Annotated in this window: 15 protein-coding genes; 4 read left to right on the top strand and 11 right to left on the bottom strand. The window is 72.5% G+C overall.

The window, feature by feature from the left end; translation table 11 throughout:
* The first annotated feature begins 119 nt into the window (after positions 1-119).
* The 3 genes from ACIRVH_RS07275 (at position 120) to ACIRVH_RS07265 (ending at position 3,856) form a co-directional block, all read left to right on the top strand.
* Positions 120-1,373 (top strand): aromatic acid exporter family protein, encoded by a 1,254-nt coding sequence (locus ACIRVH_RS07275; RefSeq protein ID WP_403949077.1) that lies wholly within the window; start codon positions 120-122, stop codon positions 1,371-1,373.
* Between the two features lie 47 nt (positions 1,374-1,420).
* Positions 1,421-2,494, top strand: a complete 1,074-nt coding sequence (locus tag ACIRVH_RS07270) for a hypothetical protein (RefSeq protein WP_403949074.1) — start codon at positions 1,421-1,423, stop codon at positions 2,492-2,494.
* Positions 2,495-2,704: 210 nt separating this feature from the next.
* Complete coding sequence (locus ACIRVH_RS07265) at positions 2,705-3,856, top strand: lactonase family protein (RefSeq protein ID WP_403949071.1); 1,152 nt, start codon at positions 2,705-2,707, stop codon at positions 3,854-3,856.
* Positions 3,857-3,934: 78 nt separating this feature from the next.
* Here the strand turns inward: ACIRVH_RS07265 and ACIRVH_RS07260 are convergent, their stop codons facing one another.
* Entirely contained in the window at positions 3,935-4,663 is a 729-nt protein-coding gene (locus ACIRVH_RS07260) for a DUF2470 domain-containing protein (protein WP_403949069.1), read from the bottom strand.
* A gap of 81 nt (positions 4,664-4,744) precedes the next feature.
* The gene (locus ACIRVH_RS07255) at positions 4,745-5,350 is read right to left on the bottom strand and encodes a TetR/AcrR family transcriptional regulator (RefSeq protein WP_403949066.1); all 606 of its coding nucleotides are present in this window, start codon (positions 5,348-5,350) and stop codon (positions 4,745-4,747) included.
* Between the two features lie 121 nt (positions 5,351-5,471).
* Here ACIRVH_RS07255 and ACIRVH_RS07250 point away from each other — a divergent pair, with 121 nt between their 5' ends.
* Entirely contained in the window at positions 5,472-7,001 is a 1,530-nt protein-coding gene (locus ACIRVH_RS07250) for a cytochrome P450 (protein WP_403949063.1), read from the top strand.
* Here the strand turns inward: ACIRVH_RS07250 and ACIRVH_RS07245 are convergent.
* The 9 genes from ACIRVH_RS07245 to rhaS all read right to left on the bottom strand — a co-directional run bounded on the left by ACIRVH_RS07245 (position 6,963) and on the right by rhaS (position 15,507).
* Positions 6,963-7,829 (bottom strand): pentapeptide repeat-containing protein, encoded by an 867-nt coding sequence (locus ACIRVH_RS07245; protein WP_403949060.1) that lies wholly within the window; start codon positions 7,827-7,829, stop codon positions 6,963-6,965. The genes ACIRVH_RS07250 and ACIRVH_RS07245 overlap by 39 nt on opposite strands.
* A 48-nt stretch (positions 7,830-7,877) precedes the next feature.
* Positions 7,878-8,771, bottom strand: coding sequence for an RNA polymerase sigma factor SigJ (gene sigJ / locus ACIRVH_RS07240; protein WP_403949057.1), 894 nt, complete (start codon positions 8,769-8,771; stop codon positions 7,878-7,880).
* A gap of 34 nt (positions 8,772-8,805) precedes the next feature.
* The gene (locus ACIRVH_RS07235) at positions 8,806-9,549 is read right to left on the bottom strand and encodes a PIG-L deacetylase family protein (RefSeq protein WP_403949054.1); all 744 of its coding nucleotides are present in this window, start codon (positions 9,547-9,549) and stop codon (positions 8,806-8,808) included.
* Complete coding sequence (locus tag ACIRVH_RS07230; protein WP_403949922.1) at positions 9,546-10,052, bottom strand: pyridoxal-phosphate dependent enzyme; 507 nt, start codon at positions 10,050-10,052, stop codon at positions 9,546-9,548. Before ACIRVH_RS07230 ends, ACIRVH_RS07235 begins: the two co-directional genes overlap by 4 nt.
* A gap of 103 nt (positions 10,053-10,155) precedes the next feature.
* Entirely contained in the window at positions 10,156-11,457 is a 1,302-nt protein-coding gene (locus ACIRVH_RS07225; protein ID WP_403949051.1) for an alpha/beta fold hydrolase, read from the bottom strand.
* A gap of 98 nt (positions 11,458-11,555) precedes the next feature.
* A complete protein-coding gene (locus tag ACIRVH_RS07220; RefSeq protein WP_403949049.1) occupies positions 11,556-12,581 on the bottom strand; it encodes a LacI family DNA-binding transcriptional regulator in 1,026 nt (341 codons plus the stop codon).
* Between the two features lie 78 nt (positions 12,582-12,659).
* Entirely contained in the window at positions 12,660-14,072 is a 1,413-nt protein-coding gene (locus tag ACIRVH_RS07215) for a BNR repeat-containing protein (protein ID WP_403949046.1), read from the bottom strand.
* A gap of 17 nt (positions 14,073-14,089) precedes the next feature.
* Positions 14,090-14,410, bottom strand: a complete 321-nt coding sequence (locus ACIRVH_RS07210; RefSeq protein WP_386577992.1) for an L-rhamnose mutarotase — start codon at positions 14,408-14,410, stop codon at positions 14,090-14,092.
* 17 nt (positions 14,411-14,427) lie between these two features.
* Positions 14,428-15,507: a rhamnose ABC transporter substrate-binding protein gene (gene rhaS / locus ACIRVH_RS07205; protein ID WP_403949043.1), complete on the bottom strand. Its 1,080-nt coding sequence runs from the start codon at positions 15,505-15,507 to the stop codon at positions 14,428-14,430.
* Positions 15,508-15,547: the final 40 nt, after the last annotated feature.

Below are 15,547 nucleotides of genomic sequence, written 5' to 3'. Positions count from 1 at the left end.
TCGGGTTTTCCCGCACATCTTCCCCTGGCCGGAGAGATCAATGTAGAAGTCGTTGCGGACGGACCCGGTCCTCGACCGATCACGTTCGACCCACCTCCGGAACGGGAACAGGCCAAGGGATGCACGACGTACGCAAGTGGAACGAGCCACTCCTGCGCCTGGTGGGACGCCGCGGGGAACCGGTGGTCGTACAGACGCTGCGGTCGGCCGCCGCGGCCACGATCGCCTACGTCATCGCGCTGCGCCTGAGCCCCGAGCCGGCACCGCTGACCGCACCCCTGACCGCCCTGCTGGTCGTCCAGGTCACCTTCTACGCCACGCTCACCAACGGCATCCGCCGGGTGAACTCGGTGGTGGCCGGGGTGCTGGTCGCCATCGCCTTCAGCCTGCTGGTGGGACTGACCTGGTGGAGCCTCGCGCTGCTGATCGTGGCCTCGCTGACCGTCGGGCACCTGGTGCGCGTCGACGAGTACGTGGCCGAGGTGGCGATCAGCGCCATGCTGGTGCTCGGGGTCACCACCGTCGGCTTCACCGCCTGGGCCCGGATCGTGGAGACGCTGATCGGCGCGGTCGTCGGCATGGCCTGCAACCTGCTCCTCCCGCCCCCGGTCTGGGTGGACGAGGCGGGCCGGTCGATCGAGGGTCTGGCACGCCGGGTACGGCAGTTGATGCTGCGGATGGGTGAGGAGGCCGCGGGCCGCACCCCCTGGGAGCAGGCGGCCGAGCGGCTGCACGAAGCACGCCGGCTGGACCACGACATCGTCCAGGTGGACGCGGCGCTGCGGCAGGCCGAGGACAGCCTGCGGCTCAATCCGCGCGTCAAGGAGGGCCTGCTGCACCGGGTCGTGCTGCGCACCGGACTGGACACGCTGGAGATCTGCACGGTCGTGCTGCGGGTGCTGGCCCGCACCTTCACGGACCTGGCGAAGACCCGCGGCTCCGAGGAGCTGTTCCCGCCCCGGGTCGGGGCGACCGTGGAACAACTGCTGTCCGAGATCGCCGACGCCGTGGTCAGCTTCGCGGTGCTGGTGACCACCCACCTGAGCGAGAACGCCGAGTCGGCGGAGGCGCGCCTGACGGCCGAGCTGACCACGGCGGCCGCCACCCGCGACCGGCTCGCCGAGCTGCTCCGGGAGGAGATCGGCGAGGACGCGGCGAACTGGCACCTGATGGGCGCCGTGCTGACCGAGGTGAACCGGATCATCGACGAACTCGACACCGAGCACCGCGCCCGCCGCCTGCTGGAGGAGCTGGACCGGGTGTCCCGGGAACACCGGGCCAAGCTGCCGAGGATGAACCGGCTGCGCGAGCGCCTCGGCGTCCAGGAGGAGCTGTGGCGGAACCGTACGGGGGTCAGCGGGCGTTCTCGGTGAGGGAGCGCCGGGGCGGGGCCGGCACCGAAGGGCGAGGGAGCGGGCCTGTGGCCGACACCGGGGTACGCATCGACGGGAACACACTGCGGCTGCCCGGCGGGGTGGCGGTGCGGTTCATCCGCACACTGCGACTGCCGGAGACGGGCACGCATCCGCTGCCGCCGGGGCTCGGCGAGTTCCCGGTCAGGCGGGTGTCCGACTACGCCGACCGGATCCCGGAGGAGTGGCGGGCGCGCGGTGGCGTGATGCTGCCGGTGTATCTGCGCGAGGCGATGTGGCTGAGTTTCGCCGGTACGACGGAGCCGGCCGCCCTCCAGGTCGGCGTGGGCAAGGTGTGCGCCGTCTCCGGGAAGCCGTGGCGCGACCGTCTCTCCCGTGACCCGCAGAACTACGTGGTGCTGCCCCGCCAGCCCTGGCTGGACGGCATCAACTCGGGCAAGGGGACGGTCCGCCAGTTCGTCGCCGTACCGCTCGGTCTCGGCGCGACCGTGGAGGGGCAGGTCACCGGCGAGGAGGTGTGGGGCGGCGTACAGCTGCAGTCGTTCCCGCTGACGGACGAGGCCCTGGGTGAGTGGCGGCGCCTGGAGCGGGAGCGGGAGCGGCAGGCGCGGGCGGCCGGGAAGTTCCGCGGCTACGGCCCGCCGCTCCCCATGGCCGCCGCCGCACCCGGCGGGCCCCTGCCACCTCCCTCCGCCCCGCCCGCTCCCGGTGGGCCGCCCGCGGCGCCCCCGCGGCGCGCGGCGGCCATGGGCCTGGGGGTCGGCGGCTCGATGCGCCAGGAGGTCTACGAGGACGACCGGCCGCTCACGGACTGGGCCGGGACTCCCTCCGGGCGGGTGTTCGTCCACCTGGTCACGCCCCCGGAGTGGCGCCGCATCACGGGCGAGGCGCCGCCGCCGTCACCGGTGGACCGGGCGGCCTACACGAGCGCGGGGCTGCCCTGGTTCGACTACTACGACGAGGATGCCGAGGACCTCGCCCCCACGCAGACCCTGGAGGGCGTCAAGCCGGTCGGCGACTGGCTCGGGGACGACCTGGACCCCTGGCAGGAGCCGCACCCGGGCCAGGTGACACCGCTGAAGGACGCGCCGGGCAAGCCGGTCGAGGACGGGGAGTGGTAGCCCGACAGGCATTGCACCCTGTGCAACATCTGTTGCCGTTCTTGCCTTTGGCGGAGGATCCACGCCAAGGTGGCTGTCACGAGCGGGGCAACCGATGACCTGAGGTGCGGGATGGGCAGGGACGCGCGGGCGGCGCGACGGGAATCCCCCCTGCTCGAGCGAAGCCCAGAGCTTGGGGGACGCTGGACCAGGCGCCGGTTCGTCGGAGTGGTGGCAGGCACGGCCGCCGTGGTGGCGGTGCCCTCACCGGCGGCCCCGCCGGCGGACAGCGCACCGGCGGCAGCCAAGGGACCGGCGCCCCGGCCGGCGGCTCGGCCGCCCCGGAAGGACCCCCGCCCCCACCCGCTCTACCTCGGGACGTACACCTCCGTCGAGGGCGGTGGCACCGGGATCGGAGTGGCCGCCTACGACCCGGCGTCGGGCCGGATCACCGGCTCGGGGACGATCACCGGAGTGCCCGACCCGTCGTATCTGGCGCTGCACCCGGACGGCCGCACGCTGTACGCGGTCGACGAGCGCCAGGACGGCGCGGTCACCGCCGTACGCGTCGCCGACCGGCGGATCCTCGGCAGCCGGAGCACCGGCGGGGCGGGCCCCTGCCATCTGTCCGTCCACCCGGGCGGCCGCTGGCTGCTGAGCGCCGACTACGGGTCGGGCAGCATCGCCGTGCACCCCATCGACTCCTCGGGCGGCCTCGGCGAGCGCACCGACCTGGTCACGCACACCACCCCGGCACCCGGCCCGGGCCAACAGGGCCCGCACGCACACCAGTTCATCACGAGCCCCGACGGCGGTCATGTCCTCGCCGTCGATCTCGGCACCGACACCGTCTACACCTACCGCCTCGACCCGGCGAAGGGCACACTCACCGAGGCGGCCCAGGCACACACCCGGCCCGGCGCGGGCCCACGCCATCTGACCTTCCATCCCGGCGGCCGGTACGCCTACCTGGCCAACGAGGTGGACGACACCGTCGCCGTCTGCGCCTACGACCCGGCCACCGGGCGCCTGACCATCGGCGACCCGCAGCCCACGGGCTCGGGCTCCGGAACCAACTACCCGGCGCAGATCCTGGTGACCGCGAACGGCTCGTACGCCTTCCTCGCCAACCGTGGCCACAACAGCATCGCGCGCTACGCCGTCGAGGCGGACGGCGCCCGGCTGCGGCTGCTCGGCACGGTAGCGGTGGCCGGGGACTTCCCCCGCCAGATCGCCTTCTCGCCGGACGGCCGGCTGCTGTTCGCGGCGAACCAGCGCTCGGGCACGGTCAGCGTGTTCCATGTGGACGCCAAGAGCGGCGAACTACAGCTGACGGGCGAGCCGTTCGCCTCACCGGTCGCCGTCTGCGCGTTGCCGCTGTAGCGCTGCCGAAGGAACGCACCCGGACCGGCACGCGGCCGCCGAACGGGCGAACCGCCCCTCACGCGCCGGCCGTTCGCCTCATCCGTCGCCCTCCGCACGCTGCCGCTGCAGCGCACGCGGGCAGACCGCGGCGCTCGCCTGGGCCAGCAGCGCGTGCATGCGTTCGGTGAGTTGGGTGACGTCGTCGGCGGGCGTGTGGAACGTCAGGCGTACGTCGCCGTGGGCTCGGGTGCGTTCGATGCGCAGGGTGAGGCCGTGCCGGTCCACGGCGAGGGGCGTCACCCGGGTCGCGGCGTGCAGGCTCTCGGGCCGCACGAGCCGGGTGAGCCGTTCGACGGCGTCCGGGTGGGCGTCGGCGAGGTGGGTCAGCAGCTGGGCCTCGGCGAGTGCCAGCGGGTCGGGTCGGGCGGCGGCGAACTCGTCGAGGTCGACGAGCACGGCACCGGACGGCTGCCGCAGCACCACCCGCGTGGGCCGGAAGAGCAGCGAGCCGTCGTCGGTCGGCGCGAACCAGCCGGCCAGCCAGAGCCTGGCCCGGATGCGCTGCCGCACCGGGACGGGGGCCACGTCGGCGAACTCCAGCACGGCCGACGGCTCCCCGCGTGGGGCGCACAGCGCGGCCGCGAGCAGGGCGCTGTCCTCGGGCACGTCGAGCTGCACCCCGCCGTCCTCGGTCACGGAGTGCGCGCCGACGTACTCCTCGCGGGCGCCGTCCGCGGTCACCCGGCACGACCACGCGGCGGCGAGCATCGACCGCGCCCGCTCCGCCGCGCCGGGTCCGGCCGCCCAGTCCTGCGTGTCACCCATCCCGAGACCTCCTTAGGTAAGCCTTGCCTAACCTATCGAAGATCCGGGCGCGCGCCAACCACGTCCGGCCGAGACGGGGAATTATGCGAGGACACCCAGCAGGGCACGTGCACACAGGTCGCGCACCTGGTCCCGGGTCGGACCGCCGTCGCGCAGCCACTCCAGGCAGACGGCCGTGGTGAAGGCGAGCCAGCCGCGCACGGCCAGGCGCACGTGCGGGGCGCTGTCGAGGACGGGACCGAACTCGGGGTCCACGGCCAGCGCGGCGAGGATCTGCTCCTCCTGGGCGGCGAGGGCCCGCCGGTAGACACGGCGCACGGCCTGGTCACCGGCCGCGTCGGCGCGGTGGAAGGCGCGGAAGCCGTGGGCGTGGGCCTCGACGTAGCCGAGATAGGTGTCGAGGCCGGCGGCCAGCTGCTCGCGCACCGGTACCCCGGGGACCGCCGCCGTCATGCGCAGCATCCGCTCGCTCTCGCGCTCCACGACCGCGGCGAAGAAGTCCCGTTTGGTCGGGAAGTAGTGGTACAGCAGCCCGCGGGAGACTCCGGCGATCTCGGCGACCTGCTCGATCCACACGTCGTCGTAGGGGCTCTCCGAGAACAGCCTCGCCCCGACCGACAACAGCTGCTCACGGCGTTCCTCGGTGCTGAGTCTGCGCCGGGCTCGCTCCCCCTGGTTCGCGGCCATGGCGTCACTTTACTTGACGCGAGTTCAACAAGCGGACCACACTGAAAGACGTTATTGAACTCACGTACAACACGCGCGCGTCACAGGTTCGACCATCCGCTGGATCAAGGGAGATCGCGTCATGGCGGGGACGAGGGAGACCGGGCTGCCCAAGGGGTTCCGGGGCGCCGAGCAGGGCTGGCCGGAGCTGCACCGCATCCCGCATCCGCCGCGCCGGCTGCCGCTGGCCGGCGATGTGCTGGGCGTCGACCGGCGCCGACCCGTGCAGGACTCGATGCGCTTCGGGCGGGAACTGGGCCCGATCTTCCGACGCCGGGCGTTCGGGAACGAGTTCGTGTTCCTGTGGGGCTCACGCCTGGTCGCCGATCTCGCCGACGAGTCCCGGTTCGCCAAGCATGTGGGCCTCGGGATCGCCAATCTTCGCCCGGTCGCCGGCGACGGCCTCTTCACGGCGTACAACCACGAGCCGAACTGGCAGCTGGCCCACGACGTCCTCGCGCCCGGCTTCACCCGGGAGGCCATGGAGGGTTACCACGGCATGATGCTGGCGGTCGCCGAGCGGCTGACCGGCCACTGGGACCGGGAGCTGGCGGCCGGGCGGGCGGTGGACGTGCCCGGCGACATGACCAAGCTGACCCTGGAGACGATCTCGCGCACCGGGTTCGGGCACGACTTCGGCTCCTTCGAGCGGGACCGGCCGCACCCCTTCGTGTCGGCGATGGTGGGCACGCTCACCTATGCCCAGCGGCTGAACAGCGTGCCCGGGCCGCTGGCACCGCTGCTGCTGCGCGGTGCCTCCCGGCGCAACGCGGCCGACATCGCCCATCTCGACCGCACGGTCGACGAGTTGGTGGCGGACCGGCGCCGCTCGGGCGGCGGGGACGGGGACCTGCTGGACCGCATGCTGGCGACGGCCCACCCCGAGACCGGGGAGCGGCTGTCGGCGGAGAACGTCCGCAAGCAGGTGATCACGTTCCTGGTGGCGGGCCACGAGACCACCTCGGGCGCGCTCTCCTTCGCCCTGTACTACCTGGCCCGGCACCCGGAGGTCGCCGCCCGGGCCCGCGCCGAGGTGGACCGCGTCTGGGGTGACACCCCGGAACCCGGCTACGACCAGGTCGCCAAGCTGCGCTACGTCCGCCGGGTGCTGGACGAGTCGCTGCGGCTGTGGCCGACCGCGCCCGGCTACGCCCGGGAGGCCCGGCAGGACACGGTGCTGGCCGGGGAGCATCCGATGCGGCGCGGTGCCTGGGCGCTGGTGCTGCTGCCGATGCTGCACCGCGACCCGGAGGTGTGGGGCGAGGACCCCGAGCGGTTCGACCCGGACCGGTTCGACGCCGCCGCCGTACGCGCCCGTCCCCCGCACACCTTCAAGCCGTTCGGGACCGGCGCGCGGGCCTGTATCGGCCGCCAGTTCGCCCTGCACGAGGCGACCCTCGTCCTCGGCCTGCTGCTGCGCCGCTACGAGCTGCGGCCGGACCCGGACTACCGGCTCCGGGTCACCGAGCGTCTGACGCTGATGCCGGAGGGCCTGCGGATGCACCTGGAGCGCCGCACCGCCCCCGTGCCCGCCGCGGCCACACCCGTGACGGTCCCGGACGACGGCTCGGGGTCAGCCGGCCGCTGCCCAGTGCACGGGGCGGGTGAGTGACTCCGGCAGCCTGGTGCCGGCGCTGCCCCGGGCTGCGTTCAACTGCGGCTGGGTGAGGAAGAAGGCGCCGGTGAGGTCCGCGTCGGTCAGGTCGGCGCCGCGCAGGTCGGCGCCGATCATGTCGGCTCCGCGCAGGTCGGCGCCGGTGAGGTCGGCGGCGATGAGGTAGGCACCGCGCAGGCTGGCACCGCTCAGGTCGGCGCCCCTGAGCCGGGCCCCGATGAGGTCGGCGCCCCGCCGGTCCTTCCCCTTGCCCTTCTTGCCCTTGCTCCCCTTGCCGCCCCCGGCGTCGGTGACCCTCGCCCGGGCCAGTTCGCTGGTACGGAGCAGGAGCACGTTGACCTCCTGCCGGTGGGCGGCCACGTCCAGCGTGGCCAGCTCCTCGGGGGTCTGCCGGGTGAGCCGCTCGGTCTCCTCCAGCGCCCGGCGCAGATCGGCGTGGACCGGCCGGGCGGCGTCGAGCCCCAGTGCCTCGGTCAGGTACCAGAGCAGTTCGTGCAGCTGGCGCACGACCGGGAACACGTCGAACATCCGGCGGGCGTGCTCCTTCGAGCCCGTACGCCAGTCCTGCCCGCCGAAGGTGATCTGCGAGACCTTCTGCCCCGCGCCGAAGCAGTCGTAGACCGTGCAGCCGGTGAAGCCCTTGTTCCGCAGGTCCGCGTGGATGCCGCAGCGGTGGTCGCCCCGCAGGTTGGGGCAGGGCTTGTCCGCGGGCTTGTCGAGGGCGAAGTCCGCGGAGGCCGCGAAGGGCAGGGCGACGCAGCACAGGCCGAAGCACTGGGCGCAGTCGCCCCGCAGGGCGGAGTGGTCGGTGGTCTGATCCGGCATGCGTCCAGCCTACTGACCTGCGGAACTGTCCTGACCACGGCGGTACGGTCAGCCCTTCGGCGTGGGCAGGTCCAGCGCGGCGATGCGGTCGGGGTCGGCGAGGATGTACAGGCCGGTGATCCGTCCGTCGACGATCGTGAACGCCGTGACCGACACGGGCCGTCCCTCGGGCGCGGTGACCAGGCCCACCGCGCCGTTGACCAGCGCCGGGCGGGCGTACACGGCCAACCGGGAGAACATCGAGGCCTGTTCGGCGACCGTCCGGGCCCCGTGCACGGCCTTGGAAGCGGCCACTCCGCGCACCAGGGCGCCGGCGTCGGCGCGCAGCGTCGCGTCCGGGTGGAGCAGGGCGAGGAGCGCGTCGAAGTCGCCGCCGCGCGAGGCGGCCAGCCAGGCGTCGACCACCTGCCGCTGCCGGCCGAGATCCGGGTCGACCGCGGGCGTCGCGCCCTGCACCCGGCGGCGGGCCCGGCTGGCCAGCTGCCGGGTGGCGGCCGGGGTGCGCTCCACGATCGCCGCGATGTCGTCGAAGGGCACGGCGAACATGTCGTGCAGCACGAACGCCAGCCGCTCGGCCGGGTCCAGGGTCTCCAGGACGACGAGCAGGGCGAGCCCGACCGAGTCCGCCTCCAGCACCTCCGCCTCCGGGTCCACCTCGGACAGCGGGCGGACCACCGGGTCGGGGACGAACGTGTCGTCCATCGGTTCCTCTCGGCGGGCGGTGCGCGAGCGCAGCATGTCCAGGCAGACCCGCCCGACGACCGTGGTCAGCCAACCGCCGAGGTTCCTGATCTCGTCCGTGTCGCTGCGGCCGAGCCGCAGCCACGCCTCCTGGACCGCGTCCTCCGCCTCGGCGAGCGAGCCGAGCATCCGGTAGGCCACCGCGCGCAGTTGCCCGCGGTGCTCCTCGAAGCGGTCGGCGAGCAGGTCGGTGCCGTTCATGGGGTCCCCGTTCGGTGGTGGTTCGTCGGCTCGGCTATCGGTGGAACAGTTCGAAGGCCACCGCCGGCTTCCCGCCGAAGCGTTCCCCGGTGGCGGTGGTCGTCTCGGTCAGGAAGTCGCGGACGTACGTCTCCGGGTCCTGTTCGGTCAACGCCTCTATGTAGGTGCGGTGTTCCAGCAGGGAGCCCACCGCGCGCTCCAGGCCGACCGTCGCGTCCACGGCGTGCGTGGGGCTGGCGGAACCGGCGACGGCCACCCAGCGGACGCCGTTCCAGGGCTCCAGTCCCTGCTCGGCGAGCTCCGGGAAGATCCAGCGGTTGCCGGCGTCCGCGGCCGCGTCCAGGGTGGCGCGGCCCACGGCGACGTGATCGGGGGTGTTCCAGGCGACACCGCCCCATGTGTCGCGGTGGTTGAGGGTGACGACGAGTTCGGGGCGGTGGCGGCGGATCGCGGCGGCTATGTCGCGGCGCAGCGCGGGACTGTACTCGATGACACCGTCCCGGTGGCCGAGGAACTCCACGGTGGTGACGCCGACGACGGCCGCGCTCGCCCGCTGCTCGCGTTCGCGCAGCGGACCGCAGGTGGCGGGGTCGAGGGTATCGATGCCCGCCTCGCCACTGCTGGCCAGGACATAGGCGACCGCCCGGCCGGCATCGGTCCAGGCGGCGACCGCGGCCGAGCACCCGTACTCCAGGTCGTCGGGGTGCGCGACCACCGCGAGGGCACGCTGCCAGTCGTCGGGCAGAGGCTGGAGCTGAGTGATCTTCGGCTCGCTCATGGCCGCAGACTATGCGGCCGAGCCCATGTCGCAACTCCTTTTTCAGCGTGGGTTTCTCGCGGGCGGTACGGCGGCGGTGTGCGGGGTGGCGGACGCTCCCCCGGTGCTCGGCAGGACGGCCACGGAGGCCGGTCCGAGGCCTGGTGCGGTACGGCGTTCCTCGGCGCCCTCCCCGGTGACGCGTCCGGATGGGGGCCCCGGGGGACGACGATGTGCGCACGCTGCTCGAGCAGGCGCGCGACACGGGCCACGGCACGCCCGTGGTTGCCGTCCGTGACACCGACCAGCGTGACCGGCCCCGTGCCCGGATCCTGGGCCGCGCGCTCGGCCGGCACGCGGTGGACCGCCCAGGACGCGCCCAGCGCCTTGAAGGCGGGCGGGCCCAGGCGGCACGACTCGTCCTTGACGAAGACCCGCCCGACCCCCGACTCGGCAGCCAGGGCGGGCAGTTCGGTCAGCGACGTGGGGGCGTAGGCGGGCAGGTAGGCATGGAAGTCGCGCACCCCGGAGGGGGCCGGCGGGCAGGTCCAGGTCCGCGCGGCCGGCCGCGCGGACCACGGCAGAGCCCTCGGGGAGGACGCCTTGTGCCGCACCCGTCCTGCGTCGTCAGACCTCGTCGCGGGTCAGCGCCAGCAGCCGGTCCAGGACCCGGGGCGCTCCGGCGCGCAGGCCGTCGTGCTCGAACTCGTCGGTCACCCAGGTGCGCAGGCCTCGGACGGCGCGGGCGGCCTGCAGGGAGTGGGCGGTGTCCACGTACATGTCGTCGTGGTAGACCGCCGCGGCGACCGGAACCTCGTTGGCGGCGAGGCGGGCGGGGTCGTACAGCTGCTGCCAGTCGGTGCGGGCGGCGAGCAGTTCGGCGGTCTCGCGCAGCGGGCGCAGGGCCGGGTCGGCGTCGAACATCCAGGGGTGGACCGTCTCGCCCGTGAACAGGACCGGGGCGTCGCCTGCGATCGCCTTGGCCGCGTCGAACTGCGGGAACTCCGCGCGGACCCGCTCGGCGGCCCAGGCGGTGGGGCGGGTGTCCTGGCCGTAGATCGCCTCGTGGACGAGCGCGTACAGCGGGTGCCCCGCGTACGACAGCAGGCCCTGGACCTCTTCCTGGAAGGCGTCGGACAGGTCCAAGCCGCCCGGAGTGCGGACGAAGGGGTTTTCCAGGAGGTAGTGCAGCCGGTGGCTGCCGTCGCTCGTGCCGAGCATCAGGCCCAGGGACTGGAACGCCTCCACGGTGAGGCGGTAGCCGCCCGGCAGCACGACGTCGCGGGTGAGGAGGTGGTCGGCGACACGGCGGGCCCGCTCCACGTCCTGGGGGTAACGGGCGTAGTGCGCGGCGACCTTGCGCTCGATGCGCGGGTAGGCGGCCCGGTAGACGTCGTCGGCGTGGGCGTCGAGGGAGGGCAGCCCGCCGGTGATGACGGCGGTGCTGAGCCCCTCGGGGGCCAGGGAGAGGTACGACACCGTGCAGAAGCCGCCGAAGCTCTGGCCGAGCACGGTCCAGGGGGCGCCGCCCGTCACCTCGGTGCGGATGGCCTCGCAGTCGCGGACGATCGAGTCGGCGCGGAAGCGGGTGAGGTAGCCGGCCTGCTCGGCGGGGCCGCCGCGCAGCGGGAGCGTCTGCCGGGTCGCGGGTGTGGAGCGGCCGGTGCCGCGCTGGTCGAGCAGGAGGACGCGGTAGTCCTTGAGGGCGCGGTCGAGCCAGGCCTGCCGCCCGGCGAAACGGTTCGCCCCGAAGCCGGGCCCGCCCTGCAGGTACAGCAGCCAGGGCAGGTCCTGGCCCGCCTTGTCACTGGCGACGGCCTCCCGGGCGTACAGCTCGATGGTCTCGCCGTCGGGGTCGCCGTGGTCGAGGGGCACGGTGAAGTGACGGTCGGTGAGGACGACGCCGGGCTGGCGGTAACTGATGCTCAACGGGTCTCCCGGGACGGATGGGTCGGACGCGTCCCAGTTCAGCACATGGACGGCGGTGAGCCGAGCCCCGGGATCATGGATCGTTACTGAACTTCCGGTCAGCGGGCGGCCAGGCTCGAGCGGCGCACCACCAGCTCCGGCTGGAGCACCACGCGCCGGTGTTCGTGGGCACCGGCGCCGCCCTCGGTCTCGGTCTCCTCCAGCAGCAGCTCGGCGGCGAGTGCGCCCATGGTGACGGCGGGCTGCCGTACGGAGGTCAGCGGTACGGCGGCCGCGGCGGCGAACTCGATGTCGTCGTAGCCGACGATCGCGAGGTCGTCCGGAACGGTGACGCCCGCCGCGTACATGGCCTGCAGGACGCCGAGCGCGAGCAGGTCGTTGGCGCAGAAGACGGCCGTGGGGCGGTCGGCGAGGCCGAGCAGGCGGGCGCCCGCGTCCCGGCCGGCGGCCACGTCGAGCCGCTCGGTGGGCAGCTCGCGCAGCGCGTCCGGGCCGATCCCGGCCTCGGCGAGGGCGTTCAGCGCGCCGGTGCGGCGGTCACGGACCTGGTTGAGTCCGGGCGGGCCGCTGACGTAGGCGATGGAGCGGTGCCCGGCGTCGACCAGGTGCCGGACGGCGAGGGCGCCGCCCGCCACGTCGTCCACGGATACCGAGCACTCGGTGGTGCCCTCGGCGACCCGGTCGACCAGCACGAACGGGATGCCGTGCCGGCGGAAGGCCGCGATGTTGCGGCCGGTGGCGTCGGCCGGGGTGAGCAGCACCCCGCGCACCCGCTGCTCGGCGAAGAGGGAGAGGTACTCGGCCTCCTCGGCGGCGTTCTGCGCGCTGTTGCAGACCATCACGCCGACCCCGGCCTCGCGTGCGGCCCGCTCGGCGCCGCGTGCGACGTCCACGAAGAAGGGGTTGCCCATGTCGAGGACGAGCAGGCCCATGATCCGGCTCCGGCCCGCGCGCAGCTGGCGCGCGGACTCACTGCGGACGTAGCCGAGCCGGTCGATCGCGGACAGCACCCGGGCCCGGGTCTCGCTGGCGACCGTGTCCGGGCGGTTGATGACGTTCGACACCGTGCCCACCGACACTCCGGCGGCGCGGGCGACGTCCTTGATACCCACCGGCTGGGCCATCGGGCGGGGACCTCCAGGGAAACGAGGGGCGGCGGGAAGGCCTTCACATTACCGTCATCGCCGCCCAGAACAGACCGGTCACGCGGGGAGTGCGAAGTCCACGACATGCAGGGGCGAGGGGGTGGTGCCGCTCGACTTCTCCTGGTACATGAAGGACAGCACGTTGTCCGCCGTCACGCGCATCTCGTCGATCACGACCTCCCCGAACGCGTTCAGGTCGCCGCCGTCGTACAGCAGCGCCCAGTCCGTGTACCCGGAGGACTTCGAGGCACCCGCGATCCGGCCGTACGGGAAGATCGCGTAGGCGTTGTCGTACCTGTCCAGGACCAGCTTGGTGCGCTGGCTGGAGTTCAGCGCGACGGGGATCTCGGTCTTCTGCCAGCTGCCGGAGGAGTTCTTGCGGAGGTGGAAGGCGCGGCCGTGCGCGGTGCGGTCGGCGACGTGGTTCGTGGTGCACCGGCCGAAGCGGCAGGGGACGTAGCTGATGATCGCGTGCGGCAGGCCGGCCGAGTCGGTGGCCTGGCTCTCCTGGTTCATCAGGGAGTGGTCCGGGTTCAGGGAGTCGACGACGAGTCCGGCGTCACCGACGGCGATCGTGTCCGAGGTGCCGGTGGTGCCCACGACCGTGCCCGTGTCGTTGCGCCAGGTGCGGCCGCGGTCGGTGGAGTGGACATAGCCGGTGTCGTGGTTGGTGATGCCGCCGCTGTTGCCCATCACGGCGGCGTTCTGCTCGCGCCAGGTGAAGAAGGCGTGCAGCCGGCCTCTCGTGTCGTAGTCGATGCCGTGCAGGTACATGTTGCGGGCGGTGCTGGAGCCGTGCGCGCCGGCGTAGGCGCCGGTGGAGCCGGTCCACTCCCCCAGCACGGTCCAGGACGAACCGTCGTACTCGGCAAGGGCGTTACGGCCGTTGCCGGAGACGCCGACCCGGTAGCTGAGCTGGAGCCTGCCCTCGGGCGTGGAGACGAACTGGGGGTAGGTGAACTGCGAGGTGAGCGCGAGTCCGTCGAGGGTCGTCCGTACGGCACCGAAGACGGACGAGGTCCAGGACGTGGACCCTGGGTTGTCGAGGAGTCCGGCGACCGACTTGACGTAGAAGAAGCCGTCGCTGTGGGAGTCCATGGTGAGGTGGAGACGGCCGTCGGTCTTCGAGACGCCCATGGAGATGACGTTGTGGGAGTCGTCGCTCTTGAGGGTGTGGGACAGGGTGACGGTCGACCAGGTGGAGCCGCCGAGGACCCGGCGGGCGACGACGGCGTTGCGGGTCGAGGTGTACCAGGCGGCGTACTGGTGGCCCTTGTAGGTCAGCAGACCGTTCTTCTGGAAGGAGTTGTTGTTGACCAGGCCGTCGTAGGAGACGAAGTAGATGGCCTGGCCGTCGAGTCGGGTGGTGCCCTTCTTGGCGACGGACGGGCCGGGATCGGCCGCGTTCGCGGTGCCGGAGGCCGCAACGGCGGCCAGGAACGCGTTCGCCGGCACGGTGCGTCTTCTCATCAGCGGGACTCCAGGGGTCAGGCCAGGTGGAACACTTCGGTGAGCGGTTTCATGGCCTCGTCGGGCCGGGCGCCGTCCAACGACTCGAAGAACGGCGCCATCTCCGCCTGCCAGCGGGCGTTGATGTCGGTGGCCTCCATCCCCGCCTGGGCGGCGGCGAAGTCCTCGGTCTCCAGGTAGCCGACGAGCAGGCCGTCCTCGCGCAGGAAGAGCGAGTAGTTGTGCCAGCCGGTCGCCCGCAGGGCGTCGAGCATCTCCGGCCACACGGCGGCGTGCCGCTCGCGGTACTCGTCGAGCCGGTCCGCCCGGACCTTCAGCAGGAAGCACACGCGCTGCATCAACAGCGCCTGCGTCACTAGAAGTTGAACTGGTCGATGTTCTTGGCGTCGAACACGGTCGGCTTGCCCAGGTTGATCACGCCGTCCTTGCCGATGGTGTACGTGGTGTCGCCGGCCTTGAAGGTCTCGCCCTCCTTGCCGGTGATCTGCCCGGACACCAGGGCGACTGCGGTGCGGGCGGCGAGGTCGCCGAGCTTGGCCGGGTCCCACAGCTCGAAGGCGTCGACGGTGCCGTTCTTCACGTACTTGCGCATGTCGTTGGGCGTACCGAGGCCGGTCAGCTTGACCTTGCCCTTGTACTTGGAGCCGGACAGGTACTGCGCGGCCGCCTTGATGCCGACGGTCGTCGGGGAGATGATCCCCTTCAGGTTCGGGTGCTCCTGGAGCAGGCCCTGGGTCTGCTGGAAGGACTGCTGGGCGTCGTCGTTGCCGTAGGCGATCTTGACCAGCTTGACGTTCTTGTACTTGGGGTCCTTCAGCTCGTCCTTCATGTAGCCGATCCAGGTGTTCTGGTTCGTCGCGGTCTGCGCGGCGGACAGGACCGCGATCTCGCCCTTGTACCCGATCTGCTCGGCCAGCAGCTGCACCTCGGTACGGCCCAGGTCCTCGGCGGACGCCTGCGAGACGAAGGCGTTACGGCAGCCGGGGTTGGTGTCCGAGTCGTAGGTGACGACCTTCATGCCGTTGCTCATGGCCTGCTTGAGCGCGGTGCACAGCGCCCCCGGGTCCTGCGCTGACACGGCGATCGCGTCCACCTGCTGCTGGGTGAGGGTGTTGACGTAACTCACCTGCCCGGAGGTGTCGGTGGCGCTGCTCGGGCCGACCTCCTTGTACGTGGAGCCCAGTTCGGCGAGGGCCTTCTCGCCGCCCTTGTCGGAGGTGGTGAAGTACGGGTTGTTGACCTGCTTGGGCAGGAAGCCGACGGTCAGCCCCTTCTTGGTGGCCGCGTTCGGATCGGCCTTGCCGGCGGAGGCGGCAGAGGCGTTGTCGTCCTTGACGTCCTTCTTGGTGGTGCCGCCACAGGCGGTGAGGGCCAGGGCGAGGGAGGTGGCCGCGGCGAGGGCGGCGCAGGTGCGGCGGAGGGATGACTTGCGCATGGCATGGGGTCCTTTGATACGGGGGTGAGGGAGACGCGCC

This window comes from Streptomyces sp. NPDC101165 (assembly GCF_044768135.1).
Taxonomy (GTDB): Bacteria; Actinomycetota; Actinomycetes; order Streptomycetales; family Streptomycetaceae; genus Streptomyces.
Note: the sequence above shows the minus strand (reverse complement) of the source record. Positions and strands in the feature narration are given on the sequence as shown.